Source organism: Desulfonema magnum (genome assembly GCF_017377395.1).
GTDB lineage: Bacteria > Desulfobacterota > Desulfobacteria > Desulfobacterales > 4be13 > Desulfonema_C > Desulfonema_C magnum.
The window spans coordinates 2,776,351-2,800,061 of the sequence record NZ_CP061800.1 but is presented as its reverse complement, the minus strand read 5'-3'; the positions used below and the strand labels follow the sequence as shown (position 1 = coordinate 2,800,061).

The window sequence follows — 23,711 nt, the reverse complement described above, 5'->3', positions numbered from 1 at the left end:
GCCTCCCCTAAATCCGTTATAATCAGGTTTATCTGAATCATGGTCATACATTCCCGCACAGGAGTGTGGAGAACGAGAAGCAAGAAATGATTAAGCAGCCCTTTTTCGAATATCAGCAGCCATCATGCTTTCAATACTCAGATGATAATCCAGTTCAGGCCACTCAATACCGGTATCCTGACAGATAAACTGATAATCAGACAACTGATCCGGAGAAGCCTGCTGCAACTCTTTGTACCATCCCATGGGGGTTGATATGATTCTTCCGTCTGCAAGTTCGACATGAAGATACTTGACATCAAAATGAACGGCCTTACCCCTGAAAGTATTCATCCCATCTCCTTTCAAATTCTTCACGGTAATTTTTTACAATAGCAAGTGCTTTTTTGAGTTCCGCGGGTCTGAGATAATTTTTTGAGACACGCAGACCGGACAACTCAATTTTGGCAAAGTTTCCGCCTTTCATCACATGGATATGCTTTGACTCATGTTCATTAGCATAAAAGAAAAATTTAAATCCGTCCTGCAATAGTAATGTTGGCATATTTGGCGCATATCCTTAATTATGGTTCGAACAACTGCAAAGGCAATATCCTTATCTGTTTTTAGGCTGGTTGGTGGAAACAGGAAAAGATTATCATGGATGATGCGTTTATTACAAGCAAAATTTTTTTGGTTGCCAAGGCTTTTGTAAGGATTCGAAAGGTTGGGAGCGAGGCATAAATCCTGCCAATCCTTTTGTCCGAACCCTGCTTATAAGGATAAAAGGATTTTCAGGATTTCGGTTTTGCAGTCCTGCTGCACGCTTTTCCCACCAGCACAAAGCTTTCTGCTGATTTGGCTTGACATCAATCCTGCCAATTCTCTATCATAAAAACATGTGTTAGGTATCAGATACTAACTACCTGAAAAGTCAGGAGATTAAAAAGTTCATAAATCCGCTCTCAGGCGGCAGCTTATCAGATTCAAAGATTTGCCTCGCGTCAGCTCGGATATAATTCAACCGAACAGGTCGTTATCAATCTTATAGGCAATACCCGTGACATATTGGAAGAAAACATATTGAAAACAAAGAAACTGACATTTCAAGCCATGAGCGGGACAGTCATGTTCTGACCAGGTTTGAAAGATAGGGGACATGGTGTGTCTCCTGAAAAATGTGTTATAAGATTAAAAGATTCAGAGGATTAAATGAAAAAAATAAATGAGATAACTTTTATTGTAGAAGAAGCCCCGGAAGGCGGCTATACGGCCCATGCACTCGGTCAGTCAGTTTATACTGAAGCTGAAAATATATCTGACTTGCATAATCAGGTTCGTGATGCGGTAAACTGTCATTTTGAAAAGAACGAGAGACCGGAAAAAATTCGCTTGCAATTCGTGCGTGAAGAGGTGATTGCCGCGTGAAAACACCTCGTGATATTTCAGGCAGCCAGTTGGCAGGAAAGCTTAAATCTTTTGGCTATAAAATGACCCGCCAGACAGGCAGCCACATGCGTCTGACAACTTTGGAATCCGGTGAGCATCACATTACAATTCCCAAACATGGGGTATTACGTACCGGTACGCTGACTGCTGTTTTAAAAGACGTGGCGCAACATTTTCACTTAAGCCGTGAAGATTTGATTGTGCAATTATTTGGTAAAAAATAGTTTGGTTGTCCGTGTAAAAAATACCTCAGTCCTTTTTCATGAAAATATAATTGAGAAGCCGGGTTTTTTAAGCGAATATTTTTTTCATCTCCGAGGTGAAAAACCCGGCTTCTTTTTATGAATGTTTCATCAGGGGTCGGACAAACGATTTCATGAAAATATAATTGAGAAGCCGGGTTTTTTAAGCGGATATTTTTTTCATCTCCGAGGTGAAAAACCCGGCTTCTTTTTATGAATGTTTCATCAGGGTTCGGACAACCAAATCAGGGTTCGGACAAACAAACAAAACAAAAGGAAACCCCATGACCCACCAACGCATTAAAGAGCTTCTTCAGATTTTATGGGATGATGTGAACAGCGCAGAGGATTTGCAGGCGTTTGTTCAGAAATACGGACATGAACTGGATACCGATTTTCTGGCCGGGATTGCCGGTGTGGTGAAAGATGCGGATGAGGCCGGGGATGAGAATGTGGCCGGCTTCTTCAGGCAGGTGGGACAGGTGCTGCTGAGTGTTCTGTCGCCATCAGATGATGAGGGCGGGGAGGAAAATGAAGCCGTGTCTGAAGATGCGGTGGAGCGGGCCGCCGGGCTTGTGCAAAAACTTTCTGAAGAGGTGAACAGCAATGAAGATCTTGCCCGGTTTGCCAGCGAGCATCTGCATGAATGCGATGATGCTTTTTTTGCGGTGCTGGGAGAGGTGGCCGAGGCGCAAAAAGCCGAGGGCAATGAGGAAATTGCACGGTTCTTTGAGCAGACCGGGCAGATGTTGCGGCAGGTGCGCCAGCAGATGGCTTCTCATAGAGGCGGGCAGGCAGGCTTTTCCGGCGAAAAAGCTGAAATCAAAGCCGAAAATGATGCCATCAATGAATTGAGAATGACTGAGCCTAATGTGGCCTATCTCCGTGCGGCCGTCAATCTGGAGCGGGCAGGGCAGACCGGAAATGACAATCTCATTATGTATTGTGCTTTCACCCTTGCCCATGTAGCACAGGAATTTCGTCCCTATCCCAGATTAAACGAGGCCATTGCCGCTTACGAACTTGCCGCTGAAAAAGCATTGTGCATCGGAAATGAACAGGCTTACGGAACCACGCAGAACAATCTGGGGGCTGCGTACAGTGACCTTCCCACGGGAGACCGGGGAGAGAATCTGGGAAACGCCATCGCATGTTATCAGAACGCTTTGCGGGTCAGAACCGAAAACGACTTCCCCCAGGACTATGCGACCACGCAGAACAATCTGGGGACTGCGTACAGTGACCTTCCCACGGGGGACCGGGGAGAGAACCTGGGAAACGCCATCGCATGTTATCACAACGCTTTGCGGGTTTATTCCGAAAACGACTTCCCCCAGGACTATGCCATGACGCAGAACAATCTGGGGACTGCGTACAAAAACCTTCCCACGGGGGACCGGGGAGAGAACCTGGGAAACGCCATCGCATGTTATCACAACGCTTTGCGGGTTTATTCCGAAAACGACTTCCCGCAGTACTATGCGGGCACGCAGAACAATCTGGGGACTGCGTACAGTGACCTTCCGACGGGGGACCGGGGAGAGAACCTGGAAAACGCCATCGCATGTTATCTGAACGCTTTGCGGGTTTATTCCGAAAACGACTTCCCGCAGTACTATGCGGGCACGCAGAACAATCTGGGGAATGCGTATTTGAAGCTTCCCACGGGGGACCGGGGAGAGAACCTGGGAAACGCCATCGCATGTTATGAAAACGCTTTGCGGGTTTATTCCGAAAACGACTTCCCGCAGTACTATGCAACCACGCAGAACAATCTGGGGAATGCGTATTTGAAGCTTCCCACGGGGGACCGGGGAGAGAACCTGGGAAACGCCATCGCATGTTATCACAACGCTTTGCGGATTTATTCCGAAAACGACTTCCCCCAGGACTATGCCATGACGCAGAACAATCTGGGGGCTGCGTACAGTGACCTTCCCACGGGGGACCGGGGAGAGAACCTGAGAAACGCCATCGCATGTTATCACAACGCTTTGCGGGTTTATTCCGAAAACGACTTCCCGCAGGACTATGCCATGACGCAGAACAATCTGGGGACTGCGTACAGTGACCTTCCCACGGGGGACCGGGGAGAGAACCTGAGAAACGCCATCGCATGTTATCACAACGCTTTGCGGGTTTATTCCGAAAACGACTTCCCGCAGGACTATGCCATGACGCAGAACAATCTGGGGACTGCGTACAGTGACCTTCCCACGGGGGACCGGGGAGAGAACCTGAGAAACGCCATCGCATGTTATCACAACGCTTTGCGGGTTTATTCCGAAAACGACTTCCCGCAAGAGCGTGTGGATACGCTGTATAACCTGGCCCTGGCTTATGATGATGATTTTCTCAGGGATTGGCAGAAAGCTTATGACACCTGTGCCCATGCCATCGAAGTTTTGGAAACCCGTGTGCGGGCCGTCTCATCTGCCGAGACCAACCGGGCTGTAGCTGAAAAACAGGCAAAAATTTATCACCGCATGGTCTCCCTGTGCATCCGCCTGGGCAAACGAGAAGAGGCAATCAGTTTTGCGGAGCGGGGCAAAAGCCGCACATTGGTGGAAATGCTTCATGCGTCCCGGCTCGAGCCTTCGGAAGATGTGCCAAAAGATGTGCGGGAAACCTTTCTTGCCCTGCGGGAAAAGCTCGAACAACTGCGCCAGGCCCAGGAATCAGGAGAGCATGAAATTCCCCGTGATTTTGAAATCAGAACCCCTTCTCCCCAGGACAGAGACACAGATGATTTTTCCGAACGCCGGGTGAAGTTTCGTCCTGTTCCGGTCACAATGGCATCACCCAAAACCGAAACCCGGAGGCTCACAGAAGAAGCGCAAAAAGCGTATGACATTCTGCTGGAACAGATTCGTGAGCTTGACCCGAAATTTGCCGCATCCGAGCGGGTGCAGCCCATATCTGTATCTGAAATACAGGAAATGATCCCCGAAAAAACCGTGTTCGTGGAATGCTTCACCGGAGATGACGGCACATATCTTTTCGTACTGGACGGGAAAAACGACATCAGCCAAAATCATCTTGTGCTGAAAGACCTGACCGCCGCAGAATTGTTCAACAATCTTGCCATTAAAAACTGGCTGCGTCCCTATTTCGACTATCTGCAAAACCGAACCCCTGAAACCCGTGAGGCATGGTACAACGCCATAGAAACCACTCCGGCCCTGCTCGCAGAAAAATTTTGGTACGCAGAAGATGAAACCGGCAAATCCCTCTCCGCACTCGTACAAAACACCGGAGCCGAGCGCATCCTCTTCCTTCCCCACAGCGGTCTGCATCTGCTGCCGTTGCATTTGATTCCGGCGAGGGGCGAGAGGCGAGGGGCGAGAGGGGCGAGAGGTGAGAGCGATTCCCCTCGCCCCTCGCCCCTCGCCCCTCGCCTCATTGACATCTATGAAATTGCTTACGCCCCTTCTGTTTCCATGCTCCGTTTCACCCTGAATCGGGAGGTGTCACCGCAGAAAAAGCTCTTTGCGGCCGCCAATCCCACAAAAGACCTTGCATTCACAGATACCGAGGTTCGGGGCATAAAAAAACAATTTGACCAGTCCCATATTTTATGGCATGATAAAGCTGTCAAATCAGCCGTGCTGGAACATGCGGGCAAAGGAAACGCTGTTCATTTCAGTTGTCACGGGAATTTTCAGAATGCCAGCCCCCTCGATTCCAAGCTTATCCTCGCACACGGGAAAGCGGATGACAAAAACAACCTGACCCTCAGGGAAATCTTCAGAAACCTGAAACTGCCGGAAGCGGCCCTTGTCACGCTCTCCGCATGTGAAACCGGCATGGTGAAACTTGAATCCGGGGATGAATACATTGGCATATCCTCGGGATTTTTATACGCAGGCGCATCAGCAGTGGTCTCCTCGCTCTGGGCTGTGAGCGACATCTCCACCAGCTTTCTCATGCAGCGGCTTTATGACAACATCATCGCCAAAAACATGGGCAAGGCCGCCGCACTCAGAGAGGCACAGCAATATGTCCGGGATATGACAGTGAAGGAGATTCGTCCCATCATCGAAACACGCATTGAACGCTCGGGAAATGAAGATGAAAAGCCTGCATATTTCATGCTGCTCGGAGAATATGACAATAAGCCGGATGAGGAACGGCCCTTTGCACACCCGTATTACTGGGGAGCGTTTACCTGTGCCGGGAATTGGGGTTAAAAAGTACAGGGAAAGCAGATAAGAAAAGGAAAGTAAGAAAGACGATTTCCAGAAAAGAATATCTCATTGGGCGGTGTTCCCTGAGCCTGCCGTTCCCTTCGACAAGCTCAGGGAACGACAAGCTCAGGGAACGACAGGCTCAGGGAACGCCGCCCACCACCGATTTTAGGAAACCAAATTCCGTAGTGGGACGTTCTCATTTCCCCTTCTTATCCCTTTTCCTTGTACTTGTTCAAGAGCCAAGCTGTGCCGAAAGACAAGCATGAATCTGATCTTTTTCTTATGAATCTGTAGTATTACACAAATTTTCGGAGTCATTTCAGAAAAAAAGGAGATATCTGATGACCGGACTGATTACAGAAACGATTGAAGGGGAATCTTACGAATATTATCCGCTCGGTGACTATGTTGTGAAAGCTGTCGGAATCTGCGGAGGACGCCCCACTTTCAAATACACACGAATTGAAATAGCAGGGACGCTTGAACGCCTGGCTACAGGTGAAAATATTGACGATATTGTCAGAGGATACCGTAACCGTGTCCCCCGTGAAGCCATTACGGAAGCCATCAGACTGGTGACATCCCATTTTATCGAAACCATACCTGAGGCTGCTTAATGATTATTTTGGATGAACAATTGCTGGGACGCAATATTGAGACAGAGATAGCAAAGTGGTATCGGGGAGCAGTTCAATTCGTCATTGAACTGCGACCTCGCACCGTTATTAAAGATGAGGCTATTCCTAAGTTGCTTCGCCAGCAGAAACAGCCGACTTTTGTTACAATTAACGAAAAAGATTTCTGGCTTAAAGTACCTGCTAATAATAAATACTGTGTGGTCTGTTTTACCCTGCCTGACTCACGAAGTGAGGAAATTTCCCAAAGCCTGAGAATACTGTTTCGCTATCCGGAATTCAGCACAAAATCAAAACGAATGGGTAAGGTTGTCCGTATTACTGACAGAGAAATAAGCTATTATACATCCGGAATGCATATCATAACTTTATGAATTATCAATAGATGGAAAATTCACACACAATCTCATTCCCACGCTTCGCGTGGGAACGAGGTCAACGAGATCAAGTACAGGGAAAGCAGATAAGAAAAGGAAAGCAATACGCCTTTCCCCTTCTTATCCCCTTTCCTTGTACTTATTGTCACCAGCTAAGGAGATATAAATGAACCTTGAAACCTTATTATTTCAATTGCATCAGCATCGTGAATCCATTTCTGAGAACTTGGATGAGTCATTATGCAAAGAATTAGTCAGCCATATTAAGGCGGTGATTCGTTCCGGAAACCTCAGCAATGAATTTTCCTTTTTCTGCGGGAAACATCTGTCCCAATTTGTGAATGCTGAAAAATATTTTCCCGGGGACAAACTCTCAGAGTCGGATGTTGAAACTTATGCCAATGAAATCATCGAAGCTGTTGAACAGCCCGATTCCGAAGAATCCCACGAGGACAAAGACCAATGAGCCTGACTTCCCGCGTCTGTACTTATCTGCTTTTCCGTGTACCTTCCGAATACCAGAACGGAAAAAAAGAAAATCCCCCGGTACGCTTGTTTTTCAAACAATGGATGAAGTGTCACGGACTGAAAGAATATCCGCCCGAGGAAATGAAGAACCCGGATTTCCTCATGCAGCGGCTCGCCGCGGGAAAAGACATGGCAGTCTGTGTTATCCGGTTTCACGACATTGACATTTTTGAAATCGAGCAAAGACAGATTCAGTCCGGTGATCCTTTTGAATTCTGGAAAAACAGCACAACTGATCTTGAATCTGTTCGCACGGTCCCCCCTTATTTTGGCAGCGCACGAGTCCTTTTTTCTCCCTCGGACATGAATTTGTTTCAGAAAGCAGATTTTGAAAAAAAACATGCCAAATTCCGTAAAAGCGGAACCCTGTATGATATGGGAAATCACAATTATCTGTTTGTTTCCCGCACATCCCCTGATGATTTTCTGTCCCGGGATTTTCCGGGCATGTTCTCTGCCATCCGAAAACTGGAGTATGAGCATGAGCAACTGGAAAAAATCAAAACTCAGAACCTCAGAAGTGAAAAACAGGTTCAGAAACTCCTTGATGTGAATCGTTACGAAGAGATCAGTGAAAAATTCCCGGATATGAAGGAACATCAGTTCTATTTTCAGCGCAACACGGCCCGCCTGACAAAACTCCGTGAGACACTGGATATCAATATTCTCATTCTTGAAAACTATTGTGAAGAATACGGCATCGGAGACAGCCCTCTTTTTGCGCCCATACTCAGACAAGCCCGGAAAAGCCGGAAGCAGACTGAATATGATCTGAGCTATGCCCGTGCGGGGCTTGAGGAAATGGAAAGTCAGCTACAGTTTCTTGAATTCCAGATGACCCGGGAACGCCTGAAAATCGAACAGCGCCGGGAAAAAGGCCAGCGCCGTATTGAATGGGGGCTTGCCATTATCGGTGTGTTTCTGGGCATTGGTGGCGCAACCACGAATATGAAGACAACAGAAGACGGTTTCCGGCTGATACTGATGGTCACCGGGGCCATGATTGTCGGTGTGATATGGTGGGTGCTGTCGGGAAGGCAGAAATAAAAGGTCTGGGACTACTTTTTCTTGTTTTATTTGCTTGTTATTAGGACACAAAGCGTCCCGGCTGCATTCCCACCTAAAGCGTGGGAACGAGAAACGAATATACCCGATACAAAAAATGTAGGGTGGGTGGAGCGAAGCGCAACCCACCGCACAAGGTGGGTTGCGCTTCGCTCCACCCACCCTACTTTGCGGGCAATTTTTCAAATTGTTTTTCGGAAAATTTGAAAAATTGTTCTGCATGAAATAAAAAAAGCCCGGGCTTTAAAAAGCCGGGCTTTTTTATATGAGTATCCCCGTTTGGGAAGGTTTTAATCCACCTGCGGTCTTGGCAACACGTTTGCCTGCTCCGCTATCTCCGGAACTTTGTGTTCCCATTCAATCGCCATGAGATGAACACCGGCCACGCCTTTCATCTCTTTGAATTCCTCAATCTGCTCACACGCCATCTTGATTCCTTCTGCGGCGACTTTTCCTTTTCCCGCGCCCTGAAGTCTTTTGATGACCTCATCCGGCACATCCATTCCGGGCACTTTGCTCTTCATGTACCTTGCCATACCCACGCTCTTCATGGGCGTGACACCGGCAAGAATATAGACTTTTTCTGTAAGTCCCATATCATTTGCCCGTCTGATCCATTCCCGGAATTTTTCCATATTATAAATGCACTGAGTCTGAATAAAATCCACACCCGCGTTTATCTTTTTGGCAAGACGATGAACCCGCCATTCAAAAGGTTCCGCAAACGGGTTGGCCGCAGCGCCGATAAACATATTGGGAGCCTCGTCCAGTTCGGCACCGCTGAGAAATGTTTTCTCATCCCGCATCTTCTTCACCATGCTGATCAGCTGCATGGAATCTATATCAAATACCCCCATGGACTGAGGATGGTCGCCAAATTGCTGATGATCTCCGGAAAGGCACAGCATGTTCCTTATGCCATGAGCATAAGCCCCCAGAATATCAGCCTGCATTGCCAGACGGTTACGATCCCGGCATACCATCTGAAAATTGGGTTCAAGACCTTCCTGAATCAACAGTAAAGAGGCCGCCCAGCTGGACATACGCACCATAGCTGTCTGATTATCGGTGATATTGACAGCGTCCACCTTACCCTTCAGGTAAGCAGCTTTTTTTCTTACCTCCTCAACATTCGCTCCCCGAGGCGGACCAAGCTCACCTGTAAATGCAAAATGACCAGCAGTTAAGACTTTTTCTAAATTACTTCCTGATTTCATATCTTGGCTTTTCCTTTGGAAATTTGAAACTTGAGATTTGAAACTTGAAACTTGAAATCTGATTATCGGTGTCGAATTTCAAGTTTCAAGTTTCCAGTTTCGAATTTCAAGTTTTCAGTTTCTCTTTTTAGGCTGCTTCCGGTTTTTTGTAACCCGGCTGAATGACTGTCCTCGGTGTCTGGTTTCGCCAGTCCTGCGGCGGAACGACATCCATTATACAGTCCAGACGGCCCTGGGCGGCCAGACGTTCGTAAATCATGTACCAGGCACAGGGCTGATCTTTGTTAATTTCACAGCTTCCGTTGTTGGTACCGCCGCAGGGTCCGTTATACAATCCTTTGGCACACATGGTCACAGGGCATATACCGCCAGTCATCCCCAGAACGCAGCTGCTGCATGAACGGCATCGCTCTTCATACCATCCCACATCCTGATTTACTCCGATAAAGCTGGTATTCACCGCGGGGAAAACCGGTTTTTTCGGATATCTTTCAGCCAGAAACTGAACCCCGGCTCCGCACGCCATGGACAGAAGCGCCTCATACTCATCCACTACGGCATCCAAGGCTTCAAGATATTCCCTGTCGCATTGTCTTTCCACAGTGAATCCGCTGATTTCAATGGGATTATCCTCCAGTCTCCTGGCCATATCCAGTTCAGCGTTTAAAACATCAACTTCTTTTTCTCCGCCTGCAAGACACACAGCCACACACGTCCCGCAACCGACGTTCAGGACTTTTTTATAGCCCTTGAGCATATCTTTTATTTCGTCAAAAGGTTTCCTTTTGGCAACTATCATAGACCCTCCTAATTGTGATTAGTGATTGGTTATTTGTAATTAGTGATTCGGGATTCGGGATTTGTAACAAGAGTCAGCAGAATCCCAAATCACCAATCTCAAATCACCAACCACCAGTCACTACATCGCTGTCTCGGGATGAAAGACTAAGACATCTTTAAGATCATCTCCGAGGTATTCACGTTCATTTGGTCCGAGTACGCCCAGAGAAAGACAAAGGAGCGTCCACAGGTGAACAACAGGGTAATTGCCGCCATAATGCTCGCTCAACTCATGAATCTGGGCATGACAGTTATGACACGCCGCAATACAGTAATCGGCTCCGGTTGCCTTGATCTGGTCGTCTTTCAGTTTGCCGAATTCCAGACGCTGATCTTTATATCCGGACTGGAGAAAGCCGCCGCCGCCGCCGCAACAGTAGTTATTTGATCTGTTGGGGACCATATCAACAAAATTTTCTTCGCCGACAATTGATTTTACAACAAAGCGCAGATCTTCTGCCACAGGATCTCCGTAAGCCTTGCGTATAATCTGACAAGGATCCTGAACTGTAAACTTAATTTTCAGGTCTTTGTTCCAATCTGAATTGACTTTGAGTCTGCCTTCACGGATCCATTTTGCATAATATTCGTAAATACTTTTTACAACAACTTTGTGTTCAATATTGAATTTTTTCAGTCCTGCCAGGACTGAGAAGGTGACGTGCCCTCATTCGGTATTGAGATACGTCTTACACCCCAGATCATCGGCATGATTGATTGTCGTTCTGGCGAGTGTTTCCCATGCATCATCATCTGCAAGGAACATACAGTAATTTTCTCCGCCCCATCCTTTGCTGCCGTAAGTCCAGTCAACTCCGGCAAGATGAAGGACTTTCCATAACGGAACCATTTCATCCGGCTCTGTTACCGGCTCTCTGGAGTTCTGGTTCAGGAAAAACTCAGCCCCTTCTTTGTCAATGGGAGCTTCCATATCTGCAAATTCCGGCTGCTCTTCCTGGTATTGCTCAAGAACATCTTCGACAACAAATCGAAAATCGTCCGGAGATGCGCCCATGGCGCTGCGACTCTCATTTCTCAATGCCATGTCACAGGAACCCAATATACCTTTGGGACGCTCTTCTCTGGGCCAGCTTGCCCGGGCGCTATAAACCAGCTGCGGAATATCAATTTTCATGGGACAGACATAGATGCACCGCTGGCACATCGTACACATCCACACCCACGGAGTGCTTGTGATTTCCTCATCCATTCCGAGCGCTGCCATACGCAGAAACTTCCTGGGATCCATCCCCTCCAGTCCGGTGGCAGGACACCCTGAAGAACAGGCGCCGCACGTCAGACAAAGATTAAGGTTTCCTCCCTCGGGGAGAAGTTCCTTAACCTTGTCCATGAAAATGCTCTTCTTTTTTCCTCCAAGTTTGATTGCTTCTTCTGCCATAATTCCTCCAGTGGCTTGAAAATTGGAGGCTGAGAATTGTCTTCAACTTTCAACCTTCAATTTTCAATCTTAATTTAACGGGTTTGGTCCAAGTTCTCTTATATGGTCGGTCATTTCTTTTGCATACGCCGCAAAAGCAGTTGCCTCGTTTGAAGAAAGATTATACATTCTTACTCTGTCTCCTTCAATACCGATTTCTTCAAGCAGCGTTCGAACATAATTTACCCGTTCACGGCATCTGAAATTTCCATTATTATAGTGGCATGTCCCTTCCACACAGCCCACACAATAAACACCGTCAGCGCCTTTCTGAATGGCCCGCAACAGATGCATGACATCAACTTTTCCAGTACAAGGGATCTGTATTATTTTTATATTTGAAGGATACTCGAGCCGCATGGAACCTGCCAGGTCCGCAGCCGGAGCACCGCAGTAATCGCAACAAAATGCAATTATAGTAGGTTCGAAATCCGCCATTATATTCCCTTTCAAGAGGGAAGTGATATGCGATAAGTGTCAGGTCTCACTTTTCTCACGCTTCACTTCTCACTTCTCTCAGCCTGCAAGCAGGGCATCAATTTTACAGGTTACCTGATTATCTTCATAGAAGCTCAACTGAATCGTCTGTCTCGGACACACACTGGCACATATACCGCATCCCTGACAGAGCGTCTCACTGATTTCAATGCAATTTTCCTCTTCATTAAAAACAGGCACATCAAAGGGACATGAACGGACACAGGTCAGACATTTCACACAATGATCAGTATCAACCTTGGCGGTTACAGCCGACAGTCTGATAACATCTTTGGCCAGGAATGTTGTGGCTCTTGACGCGGCAGCCTGGGCCTGAGCAATACTTTCTGAAATCAGTTTGGGTCCGTGGGCTGTTCCGCAAACAAAAATACCTTCGTTCAGCATATCCACGGGGCGAAGTTTGATATGCGCCTCTGTGAAGAAACCTTCCGAATCACGGTCCAGTTTCATGATCCGGCTTATCTCAGCCGTATCATTGGCTACCACGCCCGCGCTGAGGGTCACAAGATCGGTGCTTATCTCAAGCTCCCTTTGCAGAACAGGGTCCTTGATTTTAACCACAAGACCTTCGGATGTTTTTTTCAGTTCCGGCGGAGTCTCCCTGTCAAAGCGGATAAAGATAACGCCTCTCCGCCTTGCCTCAGTATAGTAATCCTCAAGCAGTCCGTAAGTCCGAATATCCCGGTAAAGCACATATACCCGGGCATCCGGATTGAGCTTTTTGATATGAATGGCGTTCTTGACAGCGCTCTGACAGCATATCCGCGAACAATTTTCGTGTTCCTCGTTGCGGGATCCCACGCACTGAATCATCACAACGCTTTCAATATCAGACGCGCCTTTTTCTTCAAGTCGGTCACTCAGTTCCACCTGGGTAAGCACTCGCTCATCTTCTCCGTAGAGAAATTCTTTGGGCTGATACTCACTGGCACCGGTGGCAACAATAGTGACACCATGTTCGATATTGTGCATGTCATCCCCGGACCCCACCGCGACCTGTGTGACAAAGTTTCCCTGAAAGCCTTTGGAGCCGATAATCCGGGCCTCAGTCATCACCTGAATCTTGTCGTTGGCGTTTACTTCGCTGACGAGTTCTTCGACATATGCACGAATATCTTTGCCCTCAATGGTATGGTGAAGCTTTCGGGCAAAGCCGCCCAGTTGGGCATCTTTTTCCAGAAGAACAACATCGAATCCCTGTTTGCCAAGACTCAGCGCCGCATTCATTCCGGCAATACCTCCGCCGATAATCAGTGCGTGTTTGCTCACCGGAATAATCTTTTCCTGAAGCGGGTTCAGATTTGCGGCCCTGGCAACGGACATGCGTACAATGTCCTTTGCCTTTTGCGTTGCCATATCCGGAGCATTGGCATGCACCCATGCAGCCTGATTCCGAATATTGGCCATTTCAAGAAGATATTTGTTAAGCCCGCATGACGCAAGCGTCTCCATGAACATTTCCCCGCGGTTCTCGAGCGTGCATGAAGCAACCACAACCCGGTTCAGCTTATGTTCGATAATCATCTCTTTTATTCTGTCCCGGGTTTCATCGGAACAGGTAAAGAGATTCGAGTCTGTAAACACCACATTCGGAAGTGTTGATGCATATTCCTGAACTGAATTCACATCCACAACACCGCCGATATTAACGCCGCAGTTACAGACAAAGACGCCGATCCGAGGCTCCTGACCGGAAACATCAATCTCTTCAGGGAATTCAACTTTTTCGAGGTCGTCTCCCCTTGACTCCACGATATCCGTGCCGGCCAGACACGCGGCAGCGCTGGCCTCGGTGACAGACTCGGGAATATCTTTGGGACCCTGGAACAAACCGCAGATATAGATTCCCGGACGAGAACTCTGCACAGGCTGGAACGGATCAGTCTTGACAAAATTGTAATGGTTCAGTTCAATGCCGAGGCGATTCGCCAACTCCACGGACGCCTTCGGTATTTCCAGACCCGTCGAGAGAACCACCATGCTGAAGGTTTCATCCAGCACTGTCCCGGCCTCATCCATATATCTCACGTTCAGGTCTCCGGTCTCCGGGTCTTCGCTGATGGTATGGATTCGGGCCTTCATAAAACGGACCCCGTCCTGACATCTGACATTATTATAAAATTTTTCATAATCTTTGCCAAATGTCCGTATATCCATATTAAAAACAGCACAATCGAGGTCCGCGCCCATGCGTTCCTTTACAAGGGACACCTCTTTGATCGCATACAGACAGCAGACCGAGGAGCAGTAGCCGTTTCCGCCGCGGTTGATATCTCTGGACCCCACGCACTGCATCCAGGCGATTTTTTTCGGCTCCTGCTTGTCAGAAGGCCGCATGAGGCGACCCGTTCCTGGTTCTGACTCATTTATGAGCCGTTCGAATTCCTCACCCGTGACCACATTGGGATATTGGTATCCCAGAAAATCAAGAGCAGAAGGATCAAATGTCTGGCTTCCGGATGAAAGAATCACGGATCCGACCTGAACTTTGCTCTCCTTCTCATCATCCGAGTAATCAACCAGTGTAACGTCGAAGTTTCCAAGTTCCCCCTCGATGTTTCTGATTTCGCTGGTTGTGATGACATTGATGTTCTTATGCCCGCCGACATCGTTCAATCTATGTGAAAACATACACATCGCGCAATCATTAGTCGGAAAACTGTCTTCAGATCGAGGTGCTGCGCCGTTGTCGGCAGACATGTTGCGCTGACACTCCACTCCGCGGAATCCGATACAAGGCAGTCGGGACATCATACCGCCGATGGTGGGCGACTTATCCACCAGATACACATTATAATCCGAGTTGGCCAGATCCAATGATGCCTGCATGCCTGCGACACCGGCACCTACAACCATCACTGATCCGCTTTTTTTTGCCATTTTGCCTCCCTTATTTGCCAGTTATCTGTTGTCTGCTGCGACTTTTTCACTGACAACCGACGACTGACTAAATTGAATTAATATAGGCGCTTAGTTTAGGAGTTGGTTCTTTAAGCGATTCTTGAAAAAATTATTTTTCGTTATAAGCTTTGTCAGGCCAATGTCTTACTTCAACCGGTGATTTTCTTGCGATTTGGGCAAATCTCCGGTTATCAGCAAAACGTCAGCGTCCTGTCCTCTTCCGCCATATTATCGTCTAAACTGTTTGCCGTGTTAATCACCTGCTTACCAATAGTCGTGTCAGCCAAGCAGTTCCTTTTATCGGCCGGCCCCGTGCAACATCAGCTTTTTCTTCAGCCAAATGATAAACACGAAGATTTTCAATCCCTGTCCGGGACACACAATTTTCCCGGGTAGCCGCGGAAGAATGACCGGAATAGCCTCCGCAGGCGCGATGATTTTCCATCTGCCGGGTTATCTGACTGCAAAACATCCTGTCAGTTCCGTGAATATTTTTCTGTAGTTGGGGAACTATCAGACACCTGATTTTTATGGAAGCTGGCCGGAATAAAGGTGTTGTACAGCAATTTGGACACGCTGAAACCTCATATCCCTCACATCCGCAAACTCAATAAAAAAAAACAACCCGGTTCGCGTTTTTTTCGAAGTTGTTCTTTAAATTCAACCTGATCCTGACAGACCGGGATAAAGCGGTCCCGCGTGTTAAAAAACGTATTTAACGTATAATCAGTAATCTGTCAAATTATGTTATCATAATTATAGATTACTAAAACACAAATGTATAATTGATACTTTCTGTTTAGTCAAGGATAAATATTTATTTTATGAATAAATTTAGCTATTGACTTAATGGCTTATTTTGATTAAAATTATTAGATTTCATTTAATTTAAGATGAGTCCCGGCCTCGGCCGCCAGTTTTCAGCCATTGGAAGCTCGGAATGCCATGAGGAACCAGGATCCTGCCCGGCAGGCGGGCAATACTGTTGACTTAAACGTAAGCGGGTTTTCCGGTGTTTTCTCCGGAGTGCGAAAAATGCTTTTTCGCAGGCGCAAAAATATAATTTTTGCACTCCGGATCCGTTCGGAACTGCCTAAGTCAGCAGCATTGCGCCAGGCAGGGGGATGACAGATGTGGAAACACACATCTGTCAAACATTGAAACGGCACAACTGATAGCTGACAACTGAACGCCGACAACTGACAATAACTTCATTATTTTTTTAGGAGCAAAAAATGGTAAGAACAGAAATATCACTTTTTCTGAAAAATGCTCCCGGGGAACTGGGAAAGCTGGCCTCTTTATTTTCAGACCAGGGAATAAATATCGACGCAATGACGATTCAGGACGCGTCAAGCTATGTGCAGAAGCTTTTTGAAGCCAGAGGAAAGTCTTTAAAAAGAATTGCCTCGGTGGCAAGTTATAACTCAATGCGAAAGGATTCTGCCCAGTTCGCTCTGATACGCCTGCTGGTTGACCAGACAGACGCGGCCATTGACCTGTTATCAGAAAACGATTATCTGTTTGATATTCTGCCGGTAATTGCTATCAAACTTGACAACAAGCCCGGTTCTCTGGCTGAAATCGCGAGCAAATTCGGAGAGGAAGGGATAAATATTAACTATGTTTACGGATCTGTTTCTTCACCCGATGAAAAATGTCTCTTTGTGTTTTGCCCGGAGGATATTGAGCTTGCATCTAAAATTTTTGATGAATAAGCGAACGCGTCAGGTCTGAATGTCTCATCTCACTCAGGGGCAATCCTTCCGCGGTTGCCCCGCTCTTCTCATAATGTCGGCTGCATATTCATGGCTGTTACCCGAAAGGGGTCTCTTTTGCAATCAATGATACTGAGTGCGCCATAATCCTGCCCCACACGGAACAGATTGGCCAGTGCCATCCCCAGAACATGACATAGGATAACCCGGTTGACACCCGCATGGGCAACAATAAGGCTGTTTTCCCGGGGGTGGCTGATGATGTGTTCAAAAGCCGGTATGACCCTGTCACGCAAATCTGCAAAACTTTCTCCGCCAGGGGGGCGGTAAGATACTATATTTTCCCCGCGTTTCCGCCATTCTTCAGGAAAGCGGGCGCGAACTTGGGACATGGCAAGTCCTTCCCATTCCCCCAGATGAATTTCTCTGAACTGGGGTATGAGCCGGATACAGTCCTCCCGGGTCTCAGCGATGATTTTGGCGGTGTGGTGAGAACGTGCGAGATCACTACAGTAAATTCGGTCAAAAACCATGAAATTCGGTTTCCGGGCCCACCAATGTGCCTGGCGCAAGCCTGTGTCATTCAGCGGAAGATCTGTCTGTCCGATAAAGCGTTTTTCTTTCCGCTGTTCAATTTCTCCGTGTCTCAGAAGGCAGAGCATCATAATTTTTCTCTCCTTTTTCTCTTTAGTGTTGATATCTCGCTCTCGTGCATTGAAGGAACAGGCTCTTCGGATTTTCCTGCCATTTCTGATTCCCATAATGTCACGCGTCTGACCGAGAAATGCATCCGAGAGCCTGTTGAATATAACGTCGCAGTTCTGAAAGTCATCCATGTCGTCTTGAAATCTGTCTGAATAACAATTCTCCGTTTTCAAAAAACGCCGTCTCCCACCGTCTGAAAATCTCAGACCGGGTCCCGTACTCCTCACAAATGGCTGATACCGGCATCTTCCCGAAAAAGTGTCTTTTTCCATAGCAGTCTTGTCTTTCGGCGAATCGCTTTCGGGCATATATGAATCCCTGAATATTTTTCTCCGACTGTCCGGAGATTGTGTTCATTTCTTTTGGTCAGCGTTCTTTTGGCGATCTGATTAAAATAAGGATATCCTGACGGAGGCAGGATGTCAATATTTTTGGAAGGCGCTGAAATGTCGGCAAAGAAGACAGACCCGGAAAATTTACCCCGTCCGGCATCAGAAATCGCTGTTATTCTGATTTAAACCGTACCTTGATATCATTGATCTCGTTCCCACGCTTTGCGTGGGAATGCAGAGCAGACGCTTCGCGTCCTGATTCCGGCAGTCGTTTCGGACGCAAAGCATTTTCACGCAAAGCGTGAAAACAAGGAAACCAGGAGAATTCGGGATACGCTGATATTGCGTTATTCAGGAATGTTCAGGGCATGAATACAGATTTATTCGTATGAGAAGTAAGTACCCGGACATAAATTTTATGATATTTTTTTCAGTATAAAAATTTCAGACAAGAAAGAAACCAGGTTTCTTGAAAATAACCTAGTTTCTCCCTTTGTCCAGGTACTTATAATAATCGAGGAGAAAGAGAAGACGGAAAGGATGGGGACCTCATTTAAACCATTTCTATCGCACAGGCCATGGAAACACCGCCGCCGCCGCAAAGCGTTGCCAGTCCGAGATTTTCTCCGCTTTTTTTCATACCGTAAATCAGGGTGGTCATGATTCTGCATCCGGTTGAACCGATGGGATGGCCCAGACCGATCCCTGATCCGTTGATATTGGTGATTTCACGGTTCAGGCCAAGCTCTTTTTCACAAGCAAGATACTGAGCCGCAAAAGCTTCGTTGACCTCGAGGCGTTCAAAGTCTTCAAGTGCGAGACCACTTGTTTCAAGTAACTGCTTCACCGCGGGCACAGGAGACATTCCCATCACGGACGGATGACATGCACCCATGCCAACAGCCTTAATTTTTGCAAGAGGGGTCAGATTCAGTTCTTTGGCTTTTTCGGCTGACATAATGACCATACCTGAAGCGCCGTCATTGAGTCCGCTGGAATTTCCAGCCGTGATTTTTCCGATTTTCGGCACAAAGGCCGGCGGGAGTTTTCTAAGTTGATCCAGGGTCATTCCAGTTCGGAAATGCTCGTCTTTGTCAAATATGATCGGATCTTTTTTTCGCTGCGGCACCTCAACAGGCACGATTTCCTCTCTGAATGCCCCGTCATTGGTTGCTCTTTCCGCGTTGTTATGGCTTCTCAGCGCGATCTCATCCATTTCTTCTCTGTCAATATTCATATATTGCGCCACAAATTCAGCCGTATGCCCCATAATAAAAGGTTTGCCCATAAACTGGCTGGCAGGGGCTTCCTCCGTGTTCAGGGGGCAGTCATCAGAAAGCGGAAAGAAATAGGAACCGCAATGAAGCCCATGAATCATGGCATCAACAAAGGTATGATCCTGAAGGCGGCATCCCCATCGGGCATTGGGAACGGTATAAGGCACACCGGACATATGTTCGACTCCGCCTGCAAGGATAACGTCGGCCATACCAGCCTGAATCATGGCCGCACCGGAAAGAACCGCCTCCATTCCGGAGATACACACGCGGTTTATCGTGGCAGCCGGCACAAAATGCGGTACTCCGGCCAGAAGCGCAGCCACACGGGCAATGTTCAGGGTGTCATGATGTTCCAGACAGCATCCGTACCGCACATCATTGATAATGCTCGGGTCAATTCCAGCTCTTTTTATGGCCTCTTTCATGGTTATGCTGGCGATAACTGTGCCGTTCATATCTTTTAAGGTTCCGCCAAATGAGCCGATAGCGGTCCGGCACGCGGAAACAATTACGACGTCTTTCATAGTATCTCCTTTAAAATTTGAAACTTGAAATTTGAAATTTGAAACTTGAAATTTGAAACTTGAAACTTGAAACTCGGAACTTGAAACTTGAAATTTGAAACTTGAAACTTGAAACTTGAAACTTGAAACTTGAAATTTGAAACTTGAAACTTGAAACTCGGAACTTGAAACTTGAAATTTGAAACTTGAAACTTGAAACTCGGAACTTGAAACTTGAAATTTGAAGTTTGAAGTTTGAAACTTGAAATTTGAAACTTGAAACTTGAAACTCGGAACTTGAAACTTGAAGTTTGAAGTTTGAAATTTGAAATTTAAAACTTGAAACTTGAAATCCGGCGAATTTGTATATATGCCTGTTCCGAGTTTCGGGTTCCGAGTTTCAAGTTTCCAGTTTCCAGTTTCCAGTTTCCAGTTTCCAGTTTCCAGTTTCAAGTTTTCAGTTTCAAGTTTCCAGTTTCCAGTTTTCAGTTTCAAGTTTCCAGTTTCAAGTTACTTGCCGCCAAAAGCGTCTTCAGATATCTCCACAACAGCCCCGTCATCTGTAGAAATAACGTCCATTTTGGCCAAAGTGAGCGGTATGAGGGTATTGATAAAGAACTGGGCGCTTTTGATCTGTCCCTCATAGAAAGCAATATCTTTCTTCTTGGGACCCGCCTCCAGTTTCTGAGCCGCAATAACAGCCCGCCACAGGAGCATCCATGCCATGACGGCGTCGCCGGTGACTTCCAGGAAAGAATAGGCATTGCCAAACGCGTTCATTATTTTTTCTGATTTTGCGGTGGTGAGATGCTTGCCAGTTTCTGCCAGTTTGCTGACAGCTTTCTCCATTGTTGCGGCAAATCCTTCCAGTCCCTTTACTCCTTTTGCGGTCTCAACAGTGTTGTTCATTTCTGCAAGAAGGTCTTTGAATGACTGCCCCTTGTTGAGTCCCAGCTTTCTGCCTATCAGGTCCATGGCCTGAATGCCATTGGTTCCCTCGTAAAGTTGTGTAATTTTACAATCCCTGAGAAGCTGTTCCTGGGGATATTCCTGGGTGTATCCGTATCCGCCATAGATATTGACGCCATGGCCGCACATTTCAAAAGCCTTGTCTGTGATATAACCTTTGGCAATGGGAATCAGCACATCAATCAGCCCCTGGTATTTTGACTTTTCTTCCGGGCTTTCGCTGATTTTGATCATATCTTCGCAAAGTCCGATATAACAGAGAACACTCCGCATTCCTTCTGTATAGGTTTTCATGGTCAGAAGCATACGCCGCACATCAGGATGCTGAATAATCGGAACCGAAGGCGCATCTTTAGCTGTGGCCTCAAGATTTTTTCCCTGAACCCGTTCTCTGGCGTAATTCACCGCGTTGATGTAGGATGCTGATGCACAGCTGAATCCCGGGACCCCCACATGCAGACGGGCTTCGTTCATCATCACGAACATGGCGCTCATCCCCTTGTTCTCTTTGCCCAGCAGCGTCCCCCGGCACTGTCCTTTTCCCCCGAGTGCCAGGGAGCAGGTGGAGCTTCCGTGAAGTCCCATTTTTTCTTCAATGCCGGTGCATACCACGTCATTGAATTCGCCAAGGCTTCCGTCCTCATTGACCCATATCTTGGGCACGAGAAACAAAGAAATCCCGGCTGTTCCCGGAGGCGCTCCTTCGATTCTTGCCAACACAGGATGGATGATGTTTTCCACAAGATTATTCTCGCCGCTGGAAATAAATATTTTATTTCCGGTGATGGAATAAGTTCCGTCATCATTTTTCACGGCAACGGTGGTCAGCGCGCCCACATCCGAACCTGCTTCCGGCTCTGTGAGAAGCATGGTTCCGCCCCAGTGTCCGGTGTAAATATTTTTAAGAAACAGTTTTTTCTGTTCCTCGGTCCCGAAGGTTTCGACCAGTTTTCCTGCCCCGTGAGTCAGAAGTGAGTAGAGAATAAACGGAAAATTGGCTCCGTTAAAATAATTTTCCGCGGCCAGTGCGACCGACTGGGGCATTCCCTGTCCCCCCCATTCAGGATCATCGCACATGGCAACCCATTCACCTTCTTTGAGGAGATCATAGATTTTATGGAAGCATTCCGGAACCGTCACTTCCCCGTTTTTTAATGTGCATCCCTCCTCATCTCCGGGTTTCTGAGTGGGCAGAATTTCTTTGACCGCAAGATTACGCGCTTCAGATATAATCAGATCCACTGTTTTTTTATTGAAGTCTGCAAATTGTTCGTATTTGCTCAGTTTTTCCACCTCAAACTGTTCGTGAAGGACAAAATCCACATCTCTGCGATCCGCGATAACCTGTGCCATGAATAACCTCCGAATTTTATAAGTTTAAAAATATGGTTTTAAATATTAAGAAATGTTTTTATTTCAGATACTTCCCAATTTTTTTTGCCTTTTGCCATTTTGCCGGACGGATTTTTATCTTTTGCCGGGCTCTTGACAAAGTTCACTCGCGGTAATCCGAAAATATTCCGGACGTTGCCGGACGGGGTTTGCAACCCTGTCCGGCAAAAATGAAATTCTTTAAATAGCCGGTGCAAAAAACCGCTTCGCTTAATTTTTGCACTCCGGATGTATGAAAATTTGCGATCTACTGAGTGTAATTGTAAAAACCTCGGCCGCTTTTTCTTCCCAGATAACCGGCCCGCACCATTTTCCGCATCAGCGGGGCAGGGCGATATTTATCTTCTCCCAGTTCCTTATGAAATCCCTCCATAACAAAGAGGATGGTATCCAGACCGATCATATCAGCCAATGCAAGCGGACCAATGGGATGATTCGCGCCCAGCGTCATTGAGCGGTCAATGTCCTCTGCCGAGGCAGTCCCTTCTGACAGCACAAACACTGCTTCGTTAATCATGGGGCAAAGAATGCGATTCACGGCAAATCCCGGGGCTTCTTTGATCTCCACGGGTGTTTTTCCAATTTTTTCAACAAAAGCGTTGCTTACGGAAAATGTCTCATCTCCTGTGGCAAATCCCCGGATCAGTTCAACCAGTTCCATCACCGGCACCGGGTTAAAGAAATGCATTCCGATGACCTTCTCCGGTCGCCCGGTGGCACTGGCCATTTCAGTAATGGAAAGCCCTGAGGTGTTTGAGGCAAAGAGGGTCTCTTGCTTGCATAAGTCATCAAGTTCTTTATAAACTTGTTTTTTTATATCCATGACCTCCACAATGGCCTCAATCACAAGATCCGCATCCGCCACAGCTGCTTTCAGATCCGTGGTTCCCTGGATACGGTTTATGATTTCCGCGGCCGTTGCTTGTTCCATCTTTCCTTTGGACACGGCCCGGTCAAGATTCTTCCTGATGGCACCCATTCCGTTTTCCACAAAACGGTCTTCCATATCCCGCATGGCCACATCAAAACCCGCTTTTGCCACGGTCTGAGCAATGCCTGCGCCCATAATTCCCGCGCCTAACACACATACCTTTCTGATTTCCATTCTTATATTTCTCCCTGCGCTTTTGTTATTCTGATACGCTTTGCTGAAAAATTCCGATCCACACAGAATGATCCACCAGCCCATGTCTTTTCAGATCCCGGGTGAGGCTGTGAGCCAGATCACTCCCCCAGGACTGAGGCGGCTCCTTATCCCATATCAGGATAATCATCAGGTCTTCGGGAACCGAGGCATGGGCATAAACCCGGACATCTTTCAGACCGGAACACTTCATTCCCTCATTTAGCTGCTTCAGCAACTCGGTATCTGCTCCGTGATAGCCTGTTGCGGCTCCCTGCACTTTTATAATTTCCAGCCATTCCATGTGTGTTCTTCTCCGTACATCTCTGG

At 47.2% G+C, this 23,711-nt stretch carries 20 protein-coding genes; 8 read left to right on the top strand and 12 right to left on the bottom strand.

Annotated elements, in window-relative coordinates:
- Positions 1–90: 90 nt before the first annotated feature.
- Both dnm_RS11290 and dnm_RS11285 read right to left on the bottom strand, forming a co-directional pair.
- Complete coding sequence (locus tag dnm_RS11290; protein ID WP_207682750.1) at positions 91–333, bottom strand: DUF2442 domain-containing protein; 243 nt, start codon at positions 331–333, stop codon at positions 91–93.
- Positions 314–544, bottom strand: coding sequence for a DUF4160 domain-containing protein (locus dnm_RS11285; protein ID WP_207682749.1), 231 nt, complete (start codon positions 542–544; stop codon positions 314–316). Before dnm_RS11285 ends, dnm_RS11290 begins: the two co-directional genes overlap by 20 nt.
- 647 nt (positions 545–1,191) lie before the next feature.
- Here dnm_RS11285 and dnm_RS11280 point away from each other — a divergent pair.
- The 7 genes from dnm_RS11280 (at position 1,192) to dnm_RS11250 (ending at position 8,447) form a co-directional block, all read left to right on the top strand.
- A complete protein-coding gene (locus dnm_RS11280; RefSeq protein ID WP_207682748.1) occupies positions 1,192–1,407 on the top strand; it encodes a hypothetical protein in 216 nt (71 codons plus the stop codon).
- On the top strand, positions 1,404–1,652 hold the full coding sequence (locus tag dnm_RS11275) for a type II toxin-antitoxin system HicA family toxin (RefSeq protein WP_207682747.1): 249 nt from the start codon (positions 1,404–1,406) through the stop codon (positions 1,650–1,652). Before dnm_RS11280 ends, dnm_RS11275 begins: the two co-directional genes overlap by 4 nt.
- A 302-nt stretch (positions 1,653–1,954) precedes the next feature.
- On the top strand, positions 1,955–5,860 hold the full coding sequence (locus dnm_RS11270) for a CHAT domain-containing protein (protein ID WP_207682746.1): 3,906 nt from the start codon (positions 1,955–1,957) through the stop codon (positions 5,858–5,860).
- A 341-nt stretch (positions 5,861–6,201) separates the two neighbouring features.
- Positions 6,202–6,477, top strand: coding sequence for a DUF433 domain-containing protein (locus dnm_RS11265; RefSeq protein WP_207682745.1), 276 nt, complete (start codon positions 6,202–6,204; stop codon positions 6,475–6,477).
- Positions 6,477–6,869: a hypothetical protein gene (locus dnm_RS11260; protein WP_207682744.1), complete on the top strand. Its 393-nt coding sequence runs from the start codon at positions 6,477–6,479 to the stop codon at positions 6,867–6,869. The genes dnm_RS11265 and dnm_RS11260 overlap by 1 nt, the downstream gene beginning before the upstream one ends.
- 169 nt (positions 6,870–7,038) lie before the next feature.
- The gene (locus tag dnm_RS11255) at positions 7,039–7,338 is read left to right on the top strand and encodes a hypothetical protein (protein ID WP_207682743.1); all 300 of its coding nucleotides are present in this window, start codon (positions 7,039–7,041) and stop codon (positions 7,336–7,338) included.
- Positions 7,335–8,447: a hypothetical protein gene (locus tag dnm_RS11250; RefSeq protein ID WP_207682742.1), complete on the top strand. Its 1,113-nt coding sequence runs from the start codon at positions 7,335–7,337 to the stop codon at positions 8,445–8,447. The genes dnm_RS11255 and dnm_RS11250 overlap by 4 nt, the downstream gene beginning before the upstream one ends.
- Before the next feature lie 308 nt (positions 8,448–8,755).
- On the opposite strand, the gene dnm_RS11245 is transcribed toward dnm_RS11250, so the two are convergent.
- The 5 genes from dnm_RS11245 to dnm_RS11225 form a co-directional block, all read right to left on the bottom strand.
- Positions 8,756–9,682 (bottom strand): methylenetetrahydrofolate reductase, encoded by a 927-nt coding sequence (locus dnm_RS11245; protein WP_207682741.1) that lies wholly within the window; start codon positions 9,680–9,682, stop codon positions 8,756–8,758.
- Between the two features lie 127 nt (positions 9,683–9,809).
- Complete coding sequence (locus dnm_RS11240; RefSeq protein WP_207682740.1) at positions 9,810–10,481, bottom strand: methylenetetrahydrofolate reductase C-terminal domain-containing protein; 672 nt, start codon at positions 10,479–10,481, stop codon at positions 9,810–9,812.
- Between the two features lie 120 nt (positions 10,482–10,601).
- Entirely contained in the window at positions 10,602–11,921 is a 1,320-nt protein-coding gene (locus dnm_RS11235) for a (Fe-S)-binding protein (RefSeq protein ID WP_207682739.1), read from the bottom strand.
- A 69-nt stretch (positions 11,922–11,990) separates the two neighbouring features.
- Positions 11,991–12,401 carry a hydrogenase iron-sulfur subunit gene (locus dnm_RS11230; protein WP_246556357.1) on the bottom strand — a complete coding sequence of 137 codons (411 nt, stop codon included), beginning with the start codon at positions 12,399–12,401 and terminating at the stop codon, positions 11,991–11,993.
- Between the two features lie 75 nt (positions 12,402–12,476).
- On the bottom strand, positions 12,477–15,338 hold the full coding sequence (locus dnm_RS11225) for an FAD-dependent oxidoreductase (RefSeq protein ID WP_207682737.1): 2,862 nt from the start codon (positions 15,336–15,338) through the stop codon (positions 12,477–12,479).
- A 1,256-nt stretch (positions 15,339–16,594) separates the two neighbouring features.
- Between dnm_RS11225 and dnm_RS11220 the strand changes: the two genes are divergently transcribed.
- The gene (locus dnm_RS11220) at positions 16,595–17,077 is read left to right on the top strand and encodes an ACT domain-containing protein (RefSeq protein ID WP_207682736.1); all 483 of its coding nucleotides are present in this window, start codon (positions 16,595–16,597) and stop codon (positions 17,075–17,077) included.
- Between the two features lie 68 nt (positions 17,078–17,145).
- Here dnm_RS11220 and dnm_RS11215 read toward each other — a convergent pair whose 3' ends face one another.
- From dnm_RS11215 to dnm_RS11195, 5 genes are all read right to left on the bottom strand, one after another.
- Positions 17,146–17,955, bottom strand: a complete 810-nt coding sequence (locus dnm_RS11215) for a histidine phosphatase family protein (RefSeq protein ID WP_207682735.1) — start codon at positions 17,953–17,955, stop codon at positions 17,146–17,148.
- Positions 17,956–18,667: 712 nt separating this feature from the next.
- Positions 18,668–19,918 (bottom strand): thiolase family protein, encoded by a 1,251-nt coding sequence (locus tag dnm_RS11210; protein WP_207683652.1) that lies wholly within the window; start codon positions 19,916–19,918, stop codon positions 18,668–18,670.
- Between the two features lie 489 nt (positions 19,919–20,407).
- Positions 20,408–22,219: an acyl-CoA dehydrogenase gene (locus dnm_RS11205; RefSeq protein ID WP_207682734.1), complete on the bottom strand. Its 1,812-nt coding sequence runs from the start codon at positions 22,217–22,219 to the stop codon at positions 20,408–20,410.
- Positions 22,220–22,505: 286 nt separating this feature from the next.
- The gene (locus dnm_RS11200) at positions 22,506–23,363 is read right to left on the bottom strand and encodes a 3-hydroxybutyryl-CoA dehydrogenase (RefSeq protein WP_207682733.1); all 858 of its coding nucleotides are present in this window, start codon (positions 23,361–23,363) and stop codon (positions 22,506–22,508) included.
- 25 nt (positions 23,364–23,388) lie between these two features.
- Positions 23,389–23,685 (bottom strand): hypothetical protein, encoded by a 297-nt coding sequence (locus dnm_RS11195; RefSeq protein ID WP_207682732.1) that lies wholly within the window; start codon positions 23,683–23,685, stop codon positions 23,389–23,391.
- Positions 23,686–23,711 lie beyond the last annotated feature (26 nt).